Origin of the sequence: Azonexus hydrophilus, assembly GCF_905120355.1 — a bacterium.
Lineage (GTDB): Bacteria > Pseudomonadota > Gammaproteobacteria > Burkholderiales > Rhodocyclaceae > Azonexus.
In genome coordinates this window covers 39,250-58,682 of record NZ_CAJHOB010000006.1, presented here as the reverse complement: position 1 = coordinate 58,682, position 19,433 = coordinate 39,250, and the positions used below count along the sequence as shown (strand labels likewise).

Sequence of the window (19,433 nt, the reverse complement as noted above, 5' to 3'; positions counted from 1 at the left end):
CGGCAGCTCAATGCAGATTGAACATGACCTGGCCACCGGCAGGTGCCGCCTGCCCGGCCTTGGCGGGCACCAGGAATACCCGCTCAGGATCAACCTTGCCCTCCTCCACCAGCCAGCGTTGCACGCTTTCCGCACGCTGATTGGCCAGCGCGCCCAGATCACTGTCCGCCGCCGGTATATTGGCCAGCAGCAGGCGCTCCATTTCCTCTACCGGCAAGGTTTTCTGCAAACCGACAAAATTGCGTGGTTTGGGAAACTTTGCGGCCTTGTACACCCGGGTCAAGTAGCTGGCATATTCTTCCGGCGCGATACGCACATCACGCATTTCAATACTGTCGCCCCCTTTTTTCTGCAGGTCGGCCAATTTTTCACGCCGCATCAGGCGCTCGACCCCCACCCGCTTGATCCCTTCACGGTCGATTTCGGCGTCGGCAAAGCCAGTGATGTCAAGTTTGAGCGCGTCGCGTTCATTCATGGCCTTGGCCAGCGCCTGCAACTTCTTCTGTGCCGCGGCATCGGGGAGCCAGCGTCCCGGTTCGAATGCAATGCTCGACAGTTCCTGCCCATCACCGAACATCGAACCAAGCAAGGCGAAAGGCGAGGTCACCGCCTTGACGAAAAGATTGACGATCACCTTGACGATCAAGCCCCCGAGAGAAAACTGCGGATCGTCCAGGGAGCCGGAAATCGGCAGGCGGATATCGATTTCGCCCCGGTTGTTGCGCAGCAGGGCAATGGCCAGATTCACCGGTAGGCTGGTGGCATCCGGGCTGTCCACCTTTTGCCCGAAGTTGAACTGGTCGATGAAGAGATGGTTTTCCGCACTCAACACCCGGTTTTCCAGCTTGTACGCCACATCCAGGCTGAGTTTCCCTTTCTCGATCAGGTAGCCGGCGTATTTGCCCGAATACGGCGAGAAACCCGTCAGATCCACCCCTTTCACTTCTGCCTTCAGATCGAGGAAGGATTCAGCTGCCAGCGGATTCAGTTTTGCCGTCACCAGCACGGGCGCAGCACTACCGTAAGTACCACGCAATTCCATGTCGGCCAGCGTCCCGGCCTCTGAAGACAGCCCGGTGACACGCCCGGAGAGCTTGCCGACATTGACGGTGTAATTAGGTTTGACGAAATAATCCGAGAAATTGACCCGGCCGTTATTCAGCGTGATCTTGCCGATCCTGATCGGCAGCGACGACCCGGCGGGTGGTGCCACGGCCGGCGTGACTTCCGGGGCGGCCGCAACCGCTGCGACTGCAGAGGCATTGCCGGACGCAGCACCGTCCGCTGGCGTGGCAGCAGCTTCCTGGCGCAGGATGTCAGCCAGGTTGAGGCGACCATTGGCATTCAGGATCAGGCGCGAGAAAAAATCGCTGAGGGCAATTTCGCCGACATCGATTTTCATCGGTGCCAGCTGGAAGTCGATTTTGCCAACGTGCAGCGACTTCCATTTCAGGAAGTCATTCTTGTTTTCCCGGTCAACCAGCTGCAGGTTGCCCAGTGTGGCCGAGCCACGATAGGCCAGTTTCAGCGCGTCTTTTGCCGCCTTGGGGTTGAGCGAAAACTCCAGCTCGCCAGTGTTGGAAAACTGGCCGCGTTGCAGATTGGCATTCAGGTGGGGATCGATATACCCCTGCAGCACGTCGATGGGCACACCGGTGGTACTGACTTTGAGTTTGCCGGCGAGCGGCTCCACCTGGACACCGCCGCTCACCTCCAACTGGCCGGTCCGGTTGAGTTGTGCTTTCAGCTGCAGCTGCGCCTGTTGTTGCGGAATTGTGCCCAGATTGTCGGCCACCAGTTCGAGCGCATCGATTTCCTGCACGGCGTTCGGCTGCACACTCCGATCTTCAAACCGCACGGCCAGATCGGACACCTGCAGGCGCGCCAGGGTGGCGCGCCAGGGTGGCGTCTGACTGGCGGGCGCCTTGTTCGCGCTACGTTTGCCGGCTTGCAACTGCGGCGGACTGAGCCAATGCACGGCGCCATCCGCCGCGCGCAACACGCTCAGCCGGGCACCCTGCAGACGCACGGCGGCGACCTCGACCTGTTGCCCAGCAAGATCAAGCTGCACCCCTTCCACGGCCAGCTGGCTGGCGCGCAAGGCGTCGGCAAAATCGATGGCAGCCGTCAGCGAGTCCACCTGCACTTTTTTCAAATCCTGATCGAGCGCCGCCAGGCGCAGCGTCACGCCATCCACACTACCGACGACCGGGGGCGTATTCGACGCATCCTGCCAACGCAGGCGCGCATCGTTGAGCTGCAATCCGCCCAGCGACCAACGCAACGGCGTCTTGCTGGCGTCTCCCGCCGCCGGCTGCACTGCCTCCTCTGCCTTGCCGGTGGCCTGCGAATCCGCCTGCAAACGCTCGATCACTCGCAGAAAATTGAGTTCCCCCCTTTGGTTCACCGCCGCATCGACTTCCAGGCCATCCAGCGTCACCTGACGCAGCGCAAAATTCTGGTTGAACGGATCGATTTCTGCCACATCAACGCTCAGCTTCTGCCAGGCAAGCAGCGGCGCACCCGCCGAATCGGTCAGACGCAAACCGTTCAGCGCCAGCTGACCGGTCAGCACCAGCGAGTTGACACCACCAGGAAGCTCGCGGAACACCGCCTGCACACGGCTGTCGAGTTTTGCCGCCGGCAGACGCAGGGGAAAGTTTGCCGGCAGGTATGCACCGATACCCGCCAGATCGAAAGCGTCCAGCGTCAGGTTAAGCCGGCTCTCCCGGTCCTCGGCAAACGGCGTGCTCTCGCCTTCCAGACGCAGCGGGGCGCCATTGATGTTGGCGGCAAACAACGGCTGCACCTCGACATCAGCCTGATACGGCAGGCTGGAGACGAAAGGCAGACCCAGCTGCACACCATCGATCCGGTGCAGCTTGCCATGCAGCTGGTCGTCGAAAAGGATCTCGCCTTCCTCGATGCGAATATTGTTAAGGGAAAAACGCGGCGGCGGACCGGCCGGTGTATCGTCTGGCTGCATCCATGCATCGAGTAGATCTGACACGTTCAACCGCCCGTCGGCATAGCGGCTGATCGCCAGGCGCGGGCGCCGCAGTTGCAATTCATCCACCACCACAGCCAGCTTGAACAATGAGGCTGAGGAAAGGTTGACGAACAGCTCATCGAATCCAGCGATTTCCACCGGTGCCGCCACCACCGTAGCGTCCGTCGCCTCGCCAGGTCTGGCGCGCACCGACACACCGTTCAGGCGCAAGGAAAGCCGTAACGGATTGATCTCGACCCGCTCAATCACGACCTCGCGCTGCAGGCTGGCACTCAGTTGCTGCAACAGAATGTTTTTCAGGATCGGCGGCAGCACAAAAAAGCCCAGCAGCACCAACACGACAAAACTGCCCAACAGCCATTGCCCGCGCCGGCGATTTTTCGGCGTATCCATTCGCTTACAAATCTGTGACAATTTCATTAAAAAATGCGAATTAGCTGTGTTCATGCTAAATTCCAGCGCAGGATAAAAATAATTCGCTGAATCTAGCACAGTCCCCCTCCAGCAAGATATTCACTTCGCGCTGTTTCACCTGATACCGTTACATCGCAGCCCTGCCATGCGCCTGCTCACCAACGCCCGCCCCCTGCACTGCACTCGTCGCTGGTGGCATCTGGGACGAACCTTCTGGGGGCCTGCCGCCTGCTGCATCGCCTGCCTGCTGCCCCTGCCAGCACAGGCGGACACGCTGACCCGCATCAAGACACGCAATGCCGTTGATATCTGCATCTGGCCGGATTACTACGGGATTTCCTACCGCAATCCCAAAACCCGTGAGATATCAGGCATCGGGATTGATCTGGCGCATGCGCTGGCGGCGGATCTGGCGGTAACACCACGCTTCATCGACAGCTCATTCTCACGCCTGATTGATGACCTGCTCTCCGAACGTTGCGATGTCGCCATTTTCGCCATCGGCATCACTGCGGAGCGGCAGAAATACCTGCAATTCACCCAGCCTCACCTCAACAGCGGCACCTATGCCATCACCACGCGCAGCAACCGGCGCATCCGCACCTGGCAGGACATTGACCAGCCGGGCAATGTGGTCGCCGTAGCACGCGGCACCTATCACGAAAACGTCATGCGCCGCCAGTTACGTCATGCGCAGCTGCTGGTCACCCAGCGCCCCAATGGGCGCGAGGAAGAAGTGCAGTCGGGCCGCGCCGACGTCTTCATGACCGATTACCCCTACAGCCGGCGGATGCTGGAAACAACCACCTGGGCACGTTTGATCGAACCGCCACCGGAGATGGAAAAAATCCCCTACGCCTTTGCCCTGAAACCGGGCGACCCCGTCTGGCACAGCCGGCTGGAGCAGTTCGTCGCCGACATCAAGGCCGATGGCCGACTGTTCAAGGCAGCCCGGAAACACTCCCTGCTTCCCATCATCGCGGCTGATGCCCATGCCCGCTAAACCCTGGTCACCCCGCCGCATCTTCTTCAGCGTGCTGACGCTGGTCAGCCTGCTGTTCCTGGGCAGCACCGCTTACACCCTGTGGCGCCTGCACGCAGAAACCATGAACCGCATCGCTGCCAGCAGCGATCTCTACGCCCAGGTATTCGCCACCCAGCTGGCGCACACCTTCAATGCCGTCCGCCTGACCCTGGAACAACTCGACCCACACGCCACCGACAGCAGCCTGCAGCTGGCCCTGCTGCACGCCCCCTACCTGCGTTCCCTGTCACGCCTGGATGCCCAGGGGATGATCGTGGCCAGTTCCAATCCAGCCAACGTCGGCACCCGGATCGACCTGCAGACCTTCCTGCCGGACAACGAATTTCCCGGTCACTTCCTGCGTGCCGCCCTCCCCTGGGCGGGGCGCGATTTCAACCAGGGCCGGCAAACCTCGGCGCAACAGCCGGCAGCGGCCGACAGCCAGTTTCTGATCCCCGTCCTGCGCCACATTGACAGCACCGCCGGGGAAGCCGGCAGCTTTCTTGCCGCCATCAACCCGGGTTACTTTCTTGATTACTACGAACAACACCGTGGCCACCCGAAAAACATCGTCGAGGTGCTGCGTTACGACGCCAGTGTGCTGCTCTCGACGGATCCACAACGCCGCCCCGGTAGTCTGCTGACTGGCGCCCCGGATGCACAGACACTGGCCAAGCAGGTCAGCGGACGCTTCACCGGCGAACGGCAGGGCCAGGCCGCCGGCCCGGGAAGTTTCTTCGAGGCCCGTGAAACCCCGTTTTTCGTCAGCATGCAGATCGATGAAAAAGAAGCCATGGCCAGCTGGCAACAGGCAGCCTGGCACAGCACCGCTACCACCCTGCTCCTGCTGCTGGCGACGCTCGCGGCCAGCAGCCTGTACTTTTTCCGCTACGAGCGGATTGCCCGCCAGCGGGCTGCTGATACCGAACAGATCCGTCTGCATCACGCGGCGCTTTCCGCTGCTGCCAACGCCATCATCATCACTGACAAGGAGGGGCGCATCGAGTGGGCAAACCCCGCCTTCTGCAACATGAGCGGTTACAACATGCCAGAAATCTTGGGCCGCACCCCCGGCGAGCTGCAAAATTCCACCAGCCAGAACAGCCGCTTCTATAAACGGATGTGGCAAACCATCCTGTCTGGTCAGGTCTGGCGCGGTGAAATCCTCAACCGCCGGCGCGATGGCAGTCTGTACAGTGAAGACCAGACCATTACGCCCGTCCATGACGACAACGGCGGCATCCGCCATTTCATTGCCGTCAAGCAGGACATCCATGAGCGCAAGGAAACCGAGCGCCGCCTGAGCGAGCTGTCACGGCAATTGATCAGTGTGCAGGAAAGTGCCCGCCGCCGCCTGGCGGGCGAACTGCACGACCGCACCAGCCCCAACCTGGCGGCCCTCAGCATCCATCTGGATGATGCATTCGACCGCCTGGCGGCGCATGACGACCCCGAGCTGGCGCTACGCTTGGAGGATATCCGCGCCCTGGTGGAAGACACCGACGCCAGCATCCGCGACATTTCCAACGACCTGCGCCCCCCCATTCTCGATTACGCCGGCCTGTGCGCTGCCCTGACCAGCCATCTGCAGGCATTTACCAGCCGCACGGGTGTCGCAGCCCAACTCCACTGCTCTGAAGAGGAGACGCGGCTGCCGGCGGCGCAGGAATCGATTCTTTTCCGGATCGCCCAGGAAGCCCTGACCAATTGCGCCAAGCATGCCCAGGCCAATCGGGTCGATGTGCATCTGCTGCGGCACCCCGATCACATCGAACTGCGCATCGAAGATGACGGCTGCGGCTTCGTCCTCGAAGAACTCGGCCAGAGCACAGGTTCCGCTGGCCTCGGTATACTCACCGTGCGCGATCTGACCGAATTTTCCGGCGGCCAATGCCACATCGACACCCAACCGGGACGTGGCACGACCCTACGCATCGTACTGCCCATACAAGGAGAAATTGCGTGACTTTTCGCTTGCTGTTAGTGGATGACCACCAGATGTTCCGCGAAGCTCTGCATCTTCTGCTGGAGCGCAATCCGCGCCTGGAAATCGTGGGCGAAAGCGGCGACGGGAACGAAGCACTGGCACTGGCGCGCACCCTGCTGCCCGACATCGTCTGCATGGACATCGACCTGCCGGGCATCAACGGCATCGAAATCACCCGCCGCCTGCGCGCCGAACGCCCACATGTGCGCATCATCGCCCTGTCGATTTTTGCTGACCGGGGTTACATCTCCGACATGCTCAGTGCCGGCGCCCTGGCCTACGTCACCAAAGCAGCCGCCAGCTCCGAATTGCTGCGCGCCATCGAAGCTGTCTGCTACAACCGCACCTATCTCTGCCCGGACGCCACGCAGGCCATCCGCGATGTTCTGGGCGACCGCAACAAACTGGCCACCGGCAAACTCGGCGGCCGGGAAACCGAAGTCCTGCGCCTGGTCGCCAGCGGCCTGACTTCAGGACAAATTGCCGAGAAACTCGGTATTGCCCAATCCACCGTCGAAGTCCACCGCCGCAACATCATGCGCAAGCTGCGCATCGACAGTGCCGTCGGGCTGACTCACTACGCCATCCGTCACCGCCTGATACCCTCGGTCTGAGCCACCAAATGCCAACATGATTACGTGTTTACCGGTAATCACCTAAGCATTTCCGGGAATAGAGCGTGCCTTGCCCAAGACCTAGAATGCGAAACACTGTAACAACATCAGTTATCCGCAAACGCCAGATGCTTACAGCAGAAGCCTGCAGTACGCAGAGCGGACTGGAGCAATTCTTTTAGCCCCTGAACCCTGACACTCATCTGACCGTGGACACCCGTACCTTCACCACTCAACTCACCAACCACCCTGAGCAGATCTGCGAGGTGTTCGATCACCTTGACGAAGGTATCGTCTGGCTGGACGAACAGTTCCGCATCAGCGGCTTCAACCAGACTTACCTGCACCTGCTCGGCTTCAATGAATTCGAGCCGCTGATCGGACGCCCGTTCAACGATCTGCTACAGCAGATGCACGACAGCGGTGAATTGATCGAACAAGCGGAGCAGGAAAACTACATTGCCGACAGCCTGCGCCGGATGCAGAACCGGGAGCGCTGGCAGCTGACCCGTGTGCGGCCCAATGGCACCGTCCTGAAAGTCAATTGCCGCCCCCTCGCCAGCGGCGGCTATGTCTTCACCTACACCGACATCAGCGGCGAAAGCCGTGCCTTTGAGGAATTGCGTCGCAATGCCAAGGCCACGGTGGTCGCCTTTGCCAACTTTTCCGAACACCGTGACACGGATACCGGCGCCCACGTTCTGCGGGTCGCCCGTCTGGTCGGTGAAACCGCCCGTCTGCTGCAACGGCGCGGATTTTTTCCCGAAATCCTCGACGACGCCTATATCGACCAGGTCGCCACCGCCAGCATCCTGCACGATGTCGGCAAGATCGCGACGCCAGACCGCATCCTGTTCAAGGCCGGACCGCTCGACACCAGCGAGCGCAACACCATGCGCCAGCATGCCGCTGACGGTGCGCGCATGCTGACCCAGGCCAGCCTGCTCATGGACAACAGCCGCTACCTTGCCCTCGGTGCGGAAATTGCCCTCACCCACCATGAGTGGTATGACGGCAACGGCTACCCCAACGGGCTGGCCGGGGAAGAAATCCCGCTTTCCGGCCGACTCTGCGCCCTTGCTGACGTCTTCGACGCCCTCACGTCGCGCCGCCCCTACAAAGCCCCCTGGAAAATCCTGCAGGCCATCGAACAGATCCGCAACCTGAGCGGCACCCAGTTCGACCCCGTGGTCGTTGACGCTTTCCTCGAGGTCGTCGAGGGACGCAACCAGGTCAAACTGGTCGAATGGCATCCCAGGATGAGTGTGGGCAATACCCACATCGATGAACAGCACCAGATCCTGATCGACACCATCAATCAGCTGGCCAACGCCGAAATTCAGAACGACCGCGCCATCGTGGCGATGATCATCGATGAGCTGATCAACTACACGGTGTTCCACTTCCAGTACGAAGAAGATCTGATCGCTGCGGCCGGCTATCCCGACCTCGAGCAGCACCGACGCATCCACCAGGGATTTGTGCGCTGGATCCGTCAGGTGCGTGAGGAATTCACCTACCGCACACGCTACCAACTGGGCAGCGAAATTCTCGGTTACCTGCGCGACTGGCTACGCAACCACATCCTCGGCGAGGATCAGCTGTACCGCCCCTTCATCCACGAAGAAGAAAACGCCTGACAACGGACCGGGAACTTTGGTCCCGAAACTCACCGGCGGCAATACGCCGGGAAGGGTGGTGCCCATGGGCAGGATCGAACTGCCGACCTCTCCCTTACCAAGGGAGTGCTCTACCACTGAGCCACATGGGCACTGCCGGATGACTGCCCGCTCGCCTGATAAAAACAGAAACAGAGAGACAAGGCGGTCAAGACGCGCGCCCCACACATACGATAACCCAGAGGTGGGTGCGGGCACGAAGGCGCGCATTAGACCAGAATAAACGCTACAAGCCAATCGATTTATCACTACGCAGCCTACCTGGCGGACTCGGGCACGGCCAGAAAACTCCCGCCCCCCGCGCCCAATCCATCTCAACACTCCCTGCGGTGCAACTCGAACCCCGCGAGCAACTGACTGAGGCTTTGCGCTGTTCCCAGCAGTTGTTCTGCCGCCAGCCGGGCGGCACGTGCCGAGTCGGTATTACGCTCGATCAGATCGGTAATCTGCTGCATGTTCACCGCCACTTCTTCGCTGGCGTGCCCCTGCTGCTGCGCAGCATCAGCAATCTGCCCAGTCATCTGCGACACCCGGGCCGAGGCCTGGGCCACCCCTTCCAGCCCTGCGACACTCTCGTGCAGCATGCCAATACCCGCCTCAACCTCGCTGCACGCCACCCCCATGCTGCTTACCGCACGAGCCGTCACCGTCTGAATAGATTCCACCGTCGCCTTGATGTCAGCGGTGGATAGTGTGGTTCGCTCGGCAAGTTTGCGCACCTCGTCTGCCACCACGGCAAAACCGCGCCCCTGCTCGCCGGCCCGGGCCGCCTCAATCGCTGCGTTCAGGGCCAGCAGATTGGTCTGACCAGCGATGTCGCTGATAACGCTGGTAATGTCACCGATCCTGGCAATCGCCTGGTCGAGCTGGTCAATTGTCTGGCTGGAGGCCTGCACGGCATCGACCACCCGTACCGTCGCTGCCATGCTTTCGCTGATATGACGGTTGCTCGCCACCACCTGTACTTGCGCTTCCGTGGCAGCCTGCGCCGTGTCCTGCACGCTGGCCGCCACTTCCTGAACCGACTGGCTAAATTCCTCGGTCACGGCCGCCACCCCCTCGACGCTTCTCTGCTGTTGCTCCGACTGGCGACTCACCTGCTGCATTCTGGTTTCCAGTTGCTGGCTGCGCGCATCGATGGTATGCGCTGCGCTACTGATTTCATCGAGCACCACTTTGAGGTTGTTCTGCATCACTGCCAGGTGGCTCAACAGCTGGCCGGTTTCATTATCACCATCGATTTCGATCTCATCGGTCAGCCGCCCTTCGGCGATACGTTCAAAAAGTGCCACAGTTTTACGGATCGGTCCGGCAATACCAAGGATGAGGACAGCACCTGCACTGATGGCCAGCAGCACAGCCAGTACCAGCAGACCAACACTCAGGTTGCGCACCGATTGATAACGCGCCTCCGATTCCTGATAACGCGCGCTGGCACCGGCTGCAAGCTCATCAATCAAGGCGCGTGTCGCACTTTCCAGTTCAAGGTAAAACGGATTGACGTTGGTCAGCAGCATCACGCTGGCGTTGTAATACTGTCCGGCCTGTAGCAGCTCGAACACCGGATCAAGACCATCGCGCGAATAATTCTCACGCGCCGCCAGCACCAGATCCAGCAGGTTCTTCTCGCTGGGGCGAAGTTCGGTGGCGTGCAGTTGGGTCAACAAGCTTTCGATTTCCTGGCGGTTATTTCGATACACCGCGAAATAACGCTCCTGCGGCTCGTCATGCAGGGCGGACGCCGCATTGGCAGGATCGTACTGCATGGCCAGCATGAGCTGCGTACGATTGTCCGCCAGCAGAAAATTGATGCGATTGACCAGATTGGTGGGCTGCATTCCTTCCTCATACATGCTCACCAGCTGTGCATTGGTGGCCTTGAGGCCGGACAAGCCGGTAAAGCCGAGTACCGCCATCATCGCCAGCAACAACAGCATCGTGCCGCCGATTAAGGCACGCAGGGACAGACGGCGCCGGCGCGTGCCGGGCAAGCTGCCTTTTTGCCCGACACTGGCATACAACTGTTCTGCCAGCGCCCGTTTGCTGACGCCCAGGGGGGTGCGTACCGATTGATAGCCCACGGTTTGCCCATCGCGTTTCAAAGGCATGGCAAACGCTTCAACCCAGTAGAAATCACCATTCTTGCAGCGGTTCTTGACCGCACCACGCCACGGTTTACCCGCCTGCAAAGTAGCCCACATATCGCGAAACGCTGCTTCCGGCATGTCCGGGTGGCGGATCACATTGTGGTTTTTACCGATCAATTCCGCCCTGGAAAAACCGCTGATCTCGGTAAAGGCATCGTTGACGTAGGTGATGATGCCTTTGAGATCAGTCCGCGAAACGATGTAGGTATTCCCGGGAAAGGGAACTTCATTCTGGGTGACGGGGTGATTGTTCTTCATGCCTGGCCTGTAAGTTGCGTTGCATGGACGGCGCAACGACGCTGCCAGACGTGGCGCTAACCCGCTGGCAGACCTCAGCGGAAAGTTAACAGCGCAGTGTTAATGCTTCTTTACAGGCAGGGAAAAACTGCTGTGTTTGCGACTGCACGCACGCGCAGTCCCCCCAGGGAAGTCTTTATTCCGGGGCTCAGGCAAAAACGTTACGCCAGGCGCGCAAGGCGGCGAACACCTCGACCGGGTCAGCACTCGCGGCGCCGTGGGCACGGGCAGCGGCAATCACCGCGGGCTGATCGCAGCGCAGGAAGGGATTGGTCGCCAGCTCTTCCGCCAGATCGAGCGGGACGGTAGGCAGGCCTGCCTGCCGGCGGACATCGACCCGTGCTAGGCGGGCCAGGATGGCCGGATTCCCCGGTTCGACGGTCAGGGCAAACGGCAGGTTCATCTGCGTGTACTCGTGGGCGCAATAAATGCGCGTTTCTGCCGGCAACGCGGCAATGCATGCCAGCGCGGCATGCATCTGCTGCGGCGTACCTTCGAACAAGCGACCACAACCGGCGCCGAACAAGGTGTCACCACAAAACAAGGCCGTCGGCGCCAGATAGCCAAGATGCCCGCGGGTATGCCCGGGAATGGCAAGGACACTGACCGGTACCCCGAGTACATCGATCGTTTCACCCCCGCGCAAATGCTGGCTGGCCCCTGTGATAGACTCGTCGGCCGGTGCAAACACCGGGCAGGACCAGTAGGCGGCAAGTTCCGCCACCCCACCCTGGTGATCGGCGTGGTGGTGCGTCACAAGAATGCCCGCTAGCCGCAGCTGCGCCGCCGCCAGATAGGCCTGCACCGGCGCCGCCTCTCCGGGATCGACAACAAAGGCTTCCTGGCCGCGTTGCAACACCCAGATGTAGTTGTCTTTGAAAGCAGGAATGTACGAGATTTGAAACATGCCGGAACTATCCCGTCCAGACTCAGGCTTGTCAAATAGACCATTGACCGAACAGGAACTGGCACGCTGGCTGCGTTCACCGCTCGGCCGTTACGTGGTGGACTGGGAAAGTACGCAGATCGATAGCGAAGTGGCCGACATTTTCGGTTTCAATGCCGTCCAGATCGGACTACCCCAGCAGGACTTCCTGCGTGCCAACCGCATCGCGATGCGGGCACGGATCGGCTTGGGTGAGACGACGCATCCGGCAGCCCCGGTGGCCGCCCAATGCCAGCCGGAAGCTCTGCCCTTTGCCGGACAAAGCATTGATCTCGTGGTCCTGCCGCACGTGCTGGAATTCTCCGCCGACCCGCACCAAGTGCTGCGCGAAGTGGAGCGGGTGCTGATTGCCGAAGGACAGATCGTGATTTGCGGCTTCAACCCCCTGTCACTGTGGGGCCTGCGCAAACAGGCCCGGCGCCGGGAAAGCTTTCCCTGGCGCGGGCGCTATCTTGCCCTGCCACGGCTCAAGGACTGGCTGAGCCTGCTCGGCTTTGAAATCGAATCCTGCCAGTTCGGCTGCTATGCCCCGCCGTTCGAGCAACAGAAATGGCTGCAACGCTGGCAGTTCACCGAGCAGGCCGGGCGCCGCTGGTGGAAATTTTCCGGTGCTGTCTATATGCTGCGCGCCGTCAAACGAGTGCCCGGCATGCGCCTGATCACTCCCTGCTGGCAAAAGAAAACCCTGCGCAACAAGGCCTTGCAGCCTGTTGTGCGTAAAACCCCAAAGGAAATCCATGGTCAGTAATCCGGCGCACACTGCGGTCGACATCTTTACCGACGGCGCTTGTCGCGGCAACCCCGGCCCGGGCGGCTGGGGCGTCCTGCTGAAAAGCGGCGGGCACGAAAAGGAAATGTGGGGCGGCGAAGCGGCCACCACCAACAACCGCATGGAACTGCTGGCGGTCATCCGCGCCCTGGAAGCCATGAAACGGCCGGTGCATGCCCGCGTGCACAGCGACTCGCAATACGTGCTGAAAGGCATCAGCGAATGGATTCATGGCTGGAAAAAGAATGGCTGGAAAACCGCCGACAGGAAGCCCGTGAAGAATGCCGATCTATGGCAGAAGCTCGATAGCCTGCGCCACCCGCACCAGCTGGAATGGATCTGGGTCAAGGGCCATGCCGGCCATCCGGAAAACGAACGCGCCGATGCCCTCGCCAATCGCGGCATCGACGAATTGCTGAAGGAAGCGTGATGCGCCAGATCGTTCTCGACACCGAAACCACCGGGCTGGACCCGCGCCAGGGCCACCGCATCATCGAAGTGGCCTGTATCGAACTGGTCAACCGCCGCCTGACCGGCAACCACCTGCACAAATACATCAACCCCGAGCGCGAGATCGACGCCGAGGCGCAACGGGTGCACGGCATCAGTCTGGAGTTTCTTGCCGACAAACCGAAATTCGCCGATATCGCCGACGAGTTCCTTGAATTCATCAACGGCGCCCAACTCATCATCCACAACGCGCCGTTCGATTTGGGTTTTCTCAACGCTGAACTCGACCGGCTGGGTCGGGTTCCGGTGGAGACCCTGTGCCAGGGCGTGATCGACACCCTGAAGGACGCCAAGGAACTGCATCCGGGCAAGCGCAACAATCTCGATGCGCTGTGCGAGCGCTACGCCATCGACAATTCCGGCCGCACCCTGCACGGCGCCTTGCTCGATACCGAACTGCTGGCCGAGGTGTACCTCGCCATGACGCGCGGCCAGAACAGCCTGATGATCGATGCCGACGACGCGCCGCCGGTACGCCTGGACGCCGACGGCAAGGCGCGGCAGCGGAAACCGCTGCAGGTGCTGCGGGCCAGCGCCGAAGAAGAAAGCGAACATGCCCGCCTGCTGGCCGACATCGACAAGGAAAGCAAGGGGCAGTGCCTGTGGCTGGCACAAAACGCGGCAGCGGCCACTGCGGCAGGCGGCTGAAACAATGCCGGCCCTGCAACTGCAGCTCTGGCTGCTGCTCGAACTCACCCTGTATGCCCTTCTCGGCCACTGGCTGTTGGCACTGACACCCGGGCAGGCCCTCCTCGCCGGCAGCGGCGGACTGGTTGCCCTGCGCGTGTGGCAAAGCCTGAGCACCTGGCTCTTTGCTGCGTACTACGCCAGCCCCGCTGAGCCACGCCCCACTTTCGGCCAGATCCTGCGGGAAGCTGGCGCCAGCGTATTCACACAACTCCTGGTCCTGCCCCTGCCCAGCCTGTGGATGCCGCCGGACCGCATCGTTGCCGGCCGCCCCATCGTCTTGCTGGTGCACGGCTACACCTGTAACCGTGCCGTCTGGTGGCTGCTGCGCCGGCGCCTGGAAGCGGGCGGCCTGACGGTTGCCAGCGTCACCCTCGGCCCGCCGCTGGCCAGCATGGGACGCATGGTGCCGCTGCTGGAAGAGCGCATCCAGGCGTTGCGCCAGCACTGTCGCAATGCGCCGCTGATTCTCGTCGGCCACAGCATGGGCGGCCTGGTCTGCCGATCCTGGCTGGCCCGCTACGGTGGCCAGGGCATCCGCCGCCTGATCACGCTGGCCACGCCCAACGGCGGCACCCACCTGGCCCGTTACGGCTGGGGGCAGAACAGCCGCGAGATGCAGGTCGATTCGCACTGGCTACGAGATCTGGCGCATGAACAGCCCAGCATCCCCGTCATTGCCCTGGAAAACCCGCTCGACAACTTCATCATGCCGCGCGCCGGGCAACGCCTGCCGCAAGCGCAGAATCTCACCACGCCCCCCGTCGGCCACCTGAGCGCCCTCTACGACCGGCGGATTGCCGATCAATTGATCTCACTCTGCCGCGATTGATCACCGGCAACCCCTTCATTTCCGCCCTTTCCGCCTTCTCCGAGAGCACCCGTCATGCCCAGCCCGCAGCAACGTACCGAAGCGCAACAGCTTGTCGATTTCATCGCCGCCAGCCCCAGTCCCTGGCATGCCGTCAGCCGTGCCAGTGCCGAGCTCGACGCCGCCGGCTTCACGGCCCTCGACGAAAGCCAGCGCTGGACACTTGCGGAGGGTGGCAGCTATTACGTCAGCCGCGGTGGCAGTGCGTTGATTGCCTTTCGCCTCGGCCACGACCCGGCGGCGGGCCTGACCCTGATCGGCGCCCATACCGATTCGCCAGGACTGCGCGTCAAACCGCAGCCGGCGGACAGCCAGCACGGTGTAGACCGACTGGCGGTCGAAGTTTACGGTGGTCCCATCCTCGCCACTTTTGCCGACCGCGATCTCAGCCTGGCCGGGCGTGTCGTCGTGGACACCCCGACGGGACCACAGACGCGCCTGCTGCACATCGATCGCCCCCTGCTGCGCCTGCCCAATCTCGCCATCCACATGAACCGTGAGGTCAACGAAGCAGGACTCAAATTCAACAAGCAGACCGAACTGCCGCCGATTTTTGCCCTCAGCACGGCGCTGCTGGCGAGCGAACGTTTCCGGCAGCTACTGGCCGAACACCTGAGCGTTGCCGCCAGCGACATCCTGACCTGGGAACTTGCCGTCTGCGACACGCAGAAAGGCTGCTTCTGGGGCGCCGATGAAGAATTCATCGCCGCGCCGCAACTGGACAATCTCGCCTCCTGCCACGCCGCCCTGCGCGCCCTGCTCGCCTGCCAGCAACCGCAGAAAACAGCACTGATCGCCTTGTTCGATCACGAAGAAGTCGGCTCGGAAAGCGGTACCGGCGCAGGCGGCCGTTTCCTCGAGGATGTGCTGGCGCGCATCGCCCAGCAGCAGGCACTGGATGCCGAAGACCAGCAGCGCGCGCTGCGCCGCAGTTTCTTCATCAGTGCCGACATGGCACACGCCTGGCACCCCAATTTCCCCCAGGCCTACGAACCCGGCCACCGCATCCGCATGAATGGCGGCCCCGTCATCAAGCACAACGCCAACCAGCGTTACAGCACCAATGCCGAAAGTGCCGCCCGTTTCATGGCCATCTGCGCCCAGGCCAAGGTGCCCTGTCAACAGTACGCGCATCGCAGCGACCTCGGCTGTGGCAGCACCATCGGCCCCATCCTGGCGGCCCGTCTTGGCGTACCGGCAGTCGATATCGGCAGCCCGCTGTGGGCCATGCACAGTCTGCGCGAAAGCGCCGGCTGCGCCGACCATGCCTGGCTGATCGACGCCCTGACGGCGGCGCTGCAGGAACAGCCGGCCTGATCTGGCTCAGTCGCGCCGCCCGGCGGCAATCTGGCGCGACAGGAAGATCAGCGGCAGCAGACCGACCACGACAATGGCCAAGGATGCCGTCGAAGCTTCTGCCAGCCGCTCGTCTGACGCCAGGGTGTAGGCCTGCACGGCCAGCGTATCGAAATCGAACGGTCGCATCACCAGCGTCGCCGGCAATTCCTTCATTACATCCACAAACACCAGTAGTCCCGCCGTCAACAGGCTGCCGCGCAGCAACGGCGCATGTACCCGGCGCAATACCCCGGCCTGCCCCATGCCCAAACTGCGTGCAGCGTCGTCCATGGCCGGCGTGATACGTGCCAGACCGGCTTCCACCGCATGCAGGGCGCTGGCCAGGAAGCGCACCAGATAGGCATAGACCAGTGCCGCCACGCCACTGCTGAGCAGCAGACCCGGCGCCGCGCCGAACCAGCTTGCCCACCAGCCCGCCAGCCACAGATCGAGACGCGTCACCGGAATCAGCACCCCTACCGCAATCACCGAGCCGGGCACGGCGTAGCCCAGCCCGACCACGCGATTGAGCAGGGTCGCCAGGCGTGCCGCCAGCCCGGCCTTGGCCCAGCGCGCGCCATAGGCCAGCAGCAAGGCGAGCAGAACACCGATGACTGCCGTCACCCCGGCCAGCAAAAAGCTGTTGCGCGCCAGTGTCAGGAAACGCCAGCCAAATTGCGCATCGCCATCGTTGATCGCCATATCGAGCAGACAGGCGGCCGGCAGCAAAAAGCCAAACAGCAGTGGCAGCGCACAGGCCAGCACCGCTGCCAAGGCAGCCCAGCCGCGCAAAGGCCGGCGCTGTACCGCATGCTTGCCGCCGGCACTGTCGTGGTAACGCGCCCGCCCACGTGACAGACGTTCGCCCGCCAGCAGCAGCAGGACCACCGCCAGCAGCAGCGCCGCCAGTTGTGCCGCTGCCACCCGGTCGCCGAGCGAGAACCAGGCGCGGTAGATGCCGGTGGTGAAGGTATCGACCGCAAAATAGGCCACCGTCCCGAAATCGGCCAGCGTCTCCATCAACGCCAACGCCACACCCGCAGCAATGGCGGGGCGGGCGAGCGGCAGGGAAACACTGAAAAAAGCCCGCCACGGTCCCTGACCAAGACTGCGTGCCGCTTCCATCGCCCGTCCGGCGCGCTCAAGAAAGGCCGTACGCACCAGCAGGTAAACGTAGGGATAAAGCACGAACACGAACATCAGCACCGCACCGGGCAAGGTGCGTACGTCGGGAAACCAGTAGTCGCCGTAACGCCAGCCAAACGCTTCGCGCAGCGCACTCTGCACCGGTCCGGCAAAGGTCAGCAGATCGGTATACATGTACGCCATGACATAGGCCGGAACCGCCATCGGCAACAACAGCGCCCACTCGAACACTCGCCGCCCGGGAAAATCGTGCAGCGCAGTCAGCCACGCCGTTGTCACCCCGATCAAGGCCACACCCAGCCCCACCCCGAGACACAGCGCCAGGGAATTGAGCACATACGCCGGCAACACCGTCGCCGCCAGATGCTCAAGGGTGGCGCTGGTGCCCCCCTGGAACAGGTTGGCACCGATACCGACCACCGGCAGCGCCACCAGGAAGGCGATGCACAGTCCGCCAAGCAGCAGAGGCGACGGGCGGAATCCGCGGAGCTTTTGCAAAAGAGTAATTGTGCGCATGATTGAGAATCGTATTCAATCGCGAATTATAATCGCCCCATGAACCGACTCGAACTTAGTGGCGTCGTCCAGCGCTATGGCAAGCACATCGCGGTCGATGGTGTTGGCTTCCAGCTCGCCGCCGGACGCATCGCCTGTCTGCTCGGCCCTTCCGGCTGCGGCAAAACGAGCCTGCTGCGCTGCATCGCCGGCTTTGAAGACATTGTCAGCGGCGAAATCCGTCTGCACGGCGAACGCGTGGCTGCGCCCGGTTTTTCCCTGGCACCGGAAAAACGCCGTATCGGCATGGTTTTCCAGGACTACGCGTTGTTTCCTCATCTGAGCGTGGCACGCAACATCGCCTTCGGCCTCGACCGCCGCCAACACGCCGCCAACGCCCGGCGAGTGGACGAGTTGCTCGCCACCATCGGTCTGACCGGCCAGGGAGACAAGTTTCCCCATCAGCTTTCCGGTGGCCAGCAACAGCGCGTGGCACTGGCCCGCGCCCTGGCGCCCCGGCCCGAACTGGTGCTGCTCGACGAACCTTTTTCCAATCTCGATGTGGATATGCGCGAGCGACTCTCGCTCGAAGTACGCGACATCCTCAAGCGGGAAGGCTCGACGGCGCTGCTGGTCACACACGACCAGCACGAAGCCTTTGCGCTCGCCGACGACATCGGGGTCATGCAGAACGGCCGCATCCGGCAATGGGATACGCCGGCACAACTGTACCGGCAACCTGCCAACCGTTTTGTCGCCGGCTTCATCGGCGGTGGCACGCTGCTACCCGCCATAGTCGGCGCCGCCGGCCACCTGTGCTGCAGCTTCGGCACGGTCAGCCCGGCCGCCCCGGTCGCAGCCCCGGCCGGCACCCACGTCGATCTGTTGCTGCGCCCGGATGACATTCATGCCGACCCGCTCAGCCCACTGCAGTGCACGATCCGCCAGCGGGCCTTCCGTGGCGCCGACATCCTGTACACCCTGCGCCTGCCCGACGGCTGCGAAATTCCGGCACTTCTGCCGGCAAACCAGGACTATCCGCCTGGAGCCACCATCGGCATCCGGCTGGCCCCACAGCACTCCATCATCTTTCCGCACGAATAAATACGAACAAAACAAACAAGAACAATTCTTGTTTACAAAACAACACAAGACCTCTACAATGAGAGCCATTCTCAACAACCAAGGAGGCATCATGCAGAGTTTGTTACTCCATACCAGTCTCGCTGCCCTACTCCTCTGGCTGGCTGTTGCCAGCATTGCCGCGTAGGAGGATGGTCATGCCGAACCCGGAATTATGGGCTGCCGTCCTCAGCCAGGTGTTGATTCACGCAGAAACCGGCTGCCGCCATTCGGCCCTGCATGCAGCTCGCCTGCTCGACCATCTGTGCGAACAGGAAATTGATCCCCAGACCCGCCTGCTGTGCGAGCGCGCCAGCCAGCGTCTCGATCTTTCGGGAATGCGCCATGCTTGCGCCGCTTGAAAAGCGTGCCGTACT

Annotated in this window: 15 protein-coding genes and 1 tRNA gene; 11 read left to right on the top strand and 5 right to left on the bottom strand. The window is 62.0% G+C overall.

Features of this window, described 5'->3' with window-relative positions:
- Positions 1–7 precede the first annotated feature (7 nt).
- Entirely contained in the window at positions 8–3,403 is a 3,396-nt protein-coding gene (locus JYJ39_RS06080) for a DUF748 domain-containing protein (RefSeq protein ID WP_205202910.1), read from the bottom strand.
- Between the two features lie 166 nt (positions 3,404–3,569).
- Between JYJ39_RS06080 and JYJ39_RS06075 the strand changes: the two genes are divergently transcribed.
- From JYJ39_RS06075 to JYJ39_RS06060, 4 genes are all read left to right on the top strand, one after another.
- Positions 3,570–4,427 carry a substrate-binding periplasmic protein gene (locus JYJ39_RS06075; RefSeq protein ID WP_205202909.1) on the top strand — a complete coding sequence of 286 codons (858 nt, stop codon included), beginning with the start codon at positions 3,570–3,572 and terminating at the stop codon, positions 4,425–4,427.
- On the top strand, positions 4,417–6,414 hold the full coding sequence (locus JYJ39_RS06070) for a PAS domain-containing protein (protein ID WP_205202907.1): 1,998 nt from the start codon (positions 4,417–4,419) through the stop codon (positions 6,412–6,414). The genes JYJ39_RS06075 and JYJ39_RS06070 overlap by 11 nt, the downstream gene beginning before the upstream one ends.
- Positions 6,411–7,049 (top strand): response regulator, encoded by a 639-nt coding sequence (locus JYJ39_RS06065; protein WP_205202905.1) that lies wholly within the window; start codon positions 6,411–6,413, stop codon positions 7,047–7,049. Before JYJ39_RS06070 ends, JYJ39_RS06065 begins: the two co-directional genes overlap by 4 nt.
- A gap of 209 nt (positions 7,050–7,258) precedes the next feature.
- Complete coding sequence (locus JYJ39_RS06060; RefSeq protein ID WP_205202904.1) at positions 7,259–8,689, top strand: bacteriohemerythrin; 1,431 nt, start codon at positions 7,259–7,261, stop codon at positions 8,687–8,689.
- A 56-nt stretch (positions 8,690–8,745) separates the two neighbouring features.
- Here JYJ39_RS06060 and JYJ39_RS06055 read toward each other — a convergent pair.
- From JYJ39_RS06055 to gloB, 3 genes are all read right to left on the bottom strand, one after another.
- Positions 8,746–8,820, bottom strand: a tRNA-Thr gene (locus JYJ39_RS06055).
- Between the two features lie 222 nt (positions 8,821–9,042).
- Complete coding sequence (locus JYJ39_RS06050; protein ID WP_205202903.1) at positions 9,043–11,133, bottom strand: methyl-accepting chemotaxis protein; 2,091 nt, start codon at positions 11,131–11,133, stop codon at positions 9,043–9,045.
- Between the two features lie 187 nt (positions 11,134–11,320).
- Entirely contained in the window at positions 11,321–12,079 is a 759-nt protein-coding gene (gloB, locus tag JYJ39_RS06045) for a hydroxyacylglutathione hydrolase (protein WP_205202902.1), read from the bottom strand.
- Between the two features lie 43 nt (positions 12,080–12,122).
- Here gloB and JYJ39_RS06040 point away from each other — a divergent pair, with 43 nt between their 5' ends.
- Genes JYJ39_RS06040 through JYJ39_RS06020 form a run of 5 tightly spaced genes read left to right on the top strand, consistent with a single transcriptional unit; the run spans position 12,123 to position 16,272 of the window.
- Complete coding sequence (locus tag JYJ39_RS06040) at positions 12,123–12,866, top strand: class I SAM-dependent methyltransferase (protein ID WP_240189562.1); 744 nt, start codon at positions 12,123–12,125, stop codon at positions 12,864–12,866.
- Positions 12,856–13,317 (top strand): ribonuclease HI, encoded by a 462-nt coding sequence (gene rnhA / locus JYJ39_RS06035; RefSeq protein WP_205202900.1) that lies wholly within the window; start codon positions 12,856–12,858, stop codon positions 13,315–13,317. The genes JYJ39_RS06040 and rnhA overlap by 11 nt, the downstream gene beginning before the upstream one ends.
- Complete coding sequence (dnaQ, locus tag JYJ39_RS06030; RefSeq protein WP_205202899.1) at positions 13,317–14,045, top strand: DNA polymerase III subunit epsilon; 729 nt, start codon at positions 13,317–13,319, stop codon at positions 14,043–14,045. The genes rnhA and dnaQ overlap by 1 nt, the downstream gene beginning before the upstream one ends.
- 4 nt (positions 14,046–14,049) lie before the next feature.
- Positions 14,050–14,916, top strand: coding sequence for an alpha/beta fold hydrolase (locus tag JYJ39_RS06025; protein ID WP_205202898.1), 867 nt, complete (start codon positions 14,050–14,052; stop codon positions 14,914–14,916).
- A gap of 54 nt (positions 14,917–14,970) precedes the next feature.
- On the top strand, positions 14,971–16,272 hold the full coding sequence (locus tag JYJ39_RS06020) for a M18 family aminopeptidase (RefSeq protein WP_205202896.1): 1,302 nt from the start codon (positions 14,971–14,973) through the stop codon (positions 16,270–16,272).
- Between the two features lie 6 nt (positions 16,273–16,278).
- Here JYJ39_RS06020 and JYJ39_RS06015 read toward each other — a convergent pair whose 3' ends face one another.
- Positions 16,279–17,955: an ABC transporter permease gene (locus JYJ39_RS06015; RefSeq protein WP_205202895.1), complete on the bottom strand. Its 1,677-nt coding sequence runs from the start codon at positions 17,953–17,955 to the stop codon at positions 16,279–16,281.
- Positions 17,956–17,994: 39 nt separating this feature from the next.
- Between JYJ39_RS06015 and JYJ39_RS06010 the strand changes: the two genes are divergently transcribed.
- Complete coding sequence (locus tag JYJ39_RS06010; protein ID WP_205202894.1) at positions 17,995–19,038, top strand: ABC transporter ATP-binding protein; 1,044 nt, start codon at positions 17,995–17,997, stop codon at positions 19,036–19,038.
- Positions 19,039–19,214: 176 nt separating this feature from the next.
- Positions 19,215–19,418, top strand: a complete 204-nt coding sequence (locus JYJ39_RS06005; RefSeq protein ID WP_205202893.1) for a hypothetical protein — start codon at positions 19,215–19,217, stop codon at positions 19,416–19,418.
- Positions 19,419–19,433 lie beyond the last annotated feature (15 nt).

Excerpts from the sequence above, each read along its gene's own strand:
- JYJ39_RS06050 (WP_205202903.1), bottom strand. The coding sequence starts at position 11,133 with ATGAAGAACAATCACCCCGTCACCCAGAATGAAGTTCCCTTTCCCGGG.
- gloB (WP_205202902.1), bottom strand. The coding sequence starts at position 12,079 with ATGTTTCAAATCTCGTACATTCCTGCTTTCAAAGACAACTACATCTGG.
- rnhA (WP_205202900.1), top strand. The coding sequence starts at position 12,856 with ATGGTCAGTAATCCGGCGCACACTGCGGTCGACATCTTTACCGACGGC.
- JYJ39_RS06070 (WP_205202907.1), top strand. The coding sequence starts at position 4,417 with ATGCCCGCTAAACCCTGGTCACCCCGCCGCATCTTCTTCAGCGTGCTG.
- JYJ39_RS06025 (WP_205202898.1), top strand. The coding sequence starts at position 14,050 with ATGCCGGCCCTGCAACTGCAGCTCTGGCTGCTGCTCGAACTCACCCTG.
- JYJ39_RS06010 (WP_205202894.1), top strand. The coding sequence starts at position 17,995 with ATGAACCGACTCGAACTTAGTGGCGTCGTCCAGCGCTATGGCAAGCAC.
- JYJ39_RS06075 (WP_205202909.1), top strand. The coding sequence starts at position 3,570 with ATGCGCCTGCTCACCAACGCCCGCCCCCTGCACTGCACTCGTCGCTGG.
- JYJ39_RS06020 (WP_205202896.1), top strand. The coding sequence starts at position 14,971 with ATGCCCAGCCCGCAGCAACGTACCGAAGCGCAACAGCTTGTCGATTTC.
- JYJ39_RS06005 (WP_205202893.1), top strand. The coding sequence starts at position 19,215 with ATGCCGAACCCGGAATTATGGGCTGCCGTCCTCAGCCAGGTGTTGATT.
- dnaQ (WP_205202899.1), top strand. The coding sequence starts at position 13,317 with ATGCGCCAGATCGTTCTCGACACCGAAACCACCGGGCTGGACCCGCGC.
- JYJ39_RS06080 (WP_205202910.1), bottom strand. The coding sequence starts at position 3,403 with ATGGATACGCCGAAAAATCGCCGGCGCGGGCAATGGCTGTTGGGCAGT.
- JYJ39_RS06015 (WP_205202895.1), bottom strand. The coding sequence starts at position 17,955 with ATGCGCACAATTACTCTTTTGCAAAAGCTCCGCGGATTCCGCCCGTCG.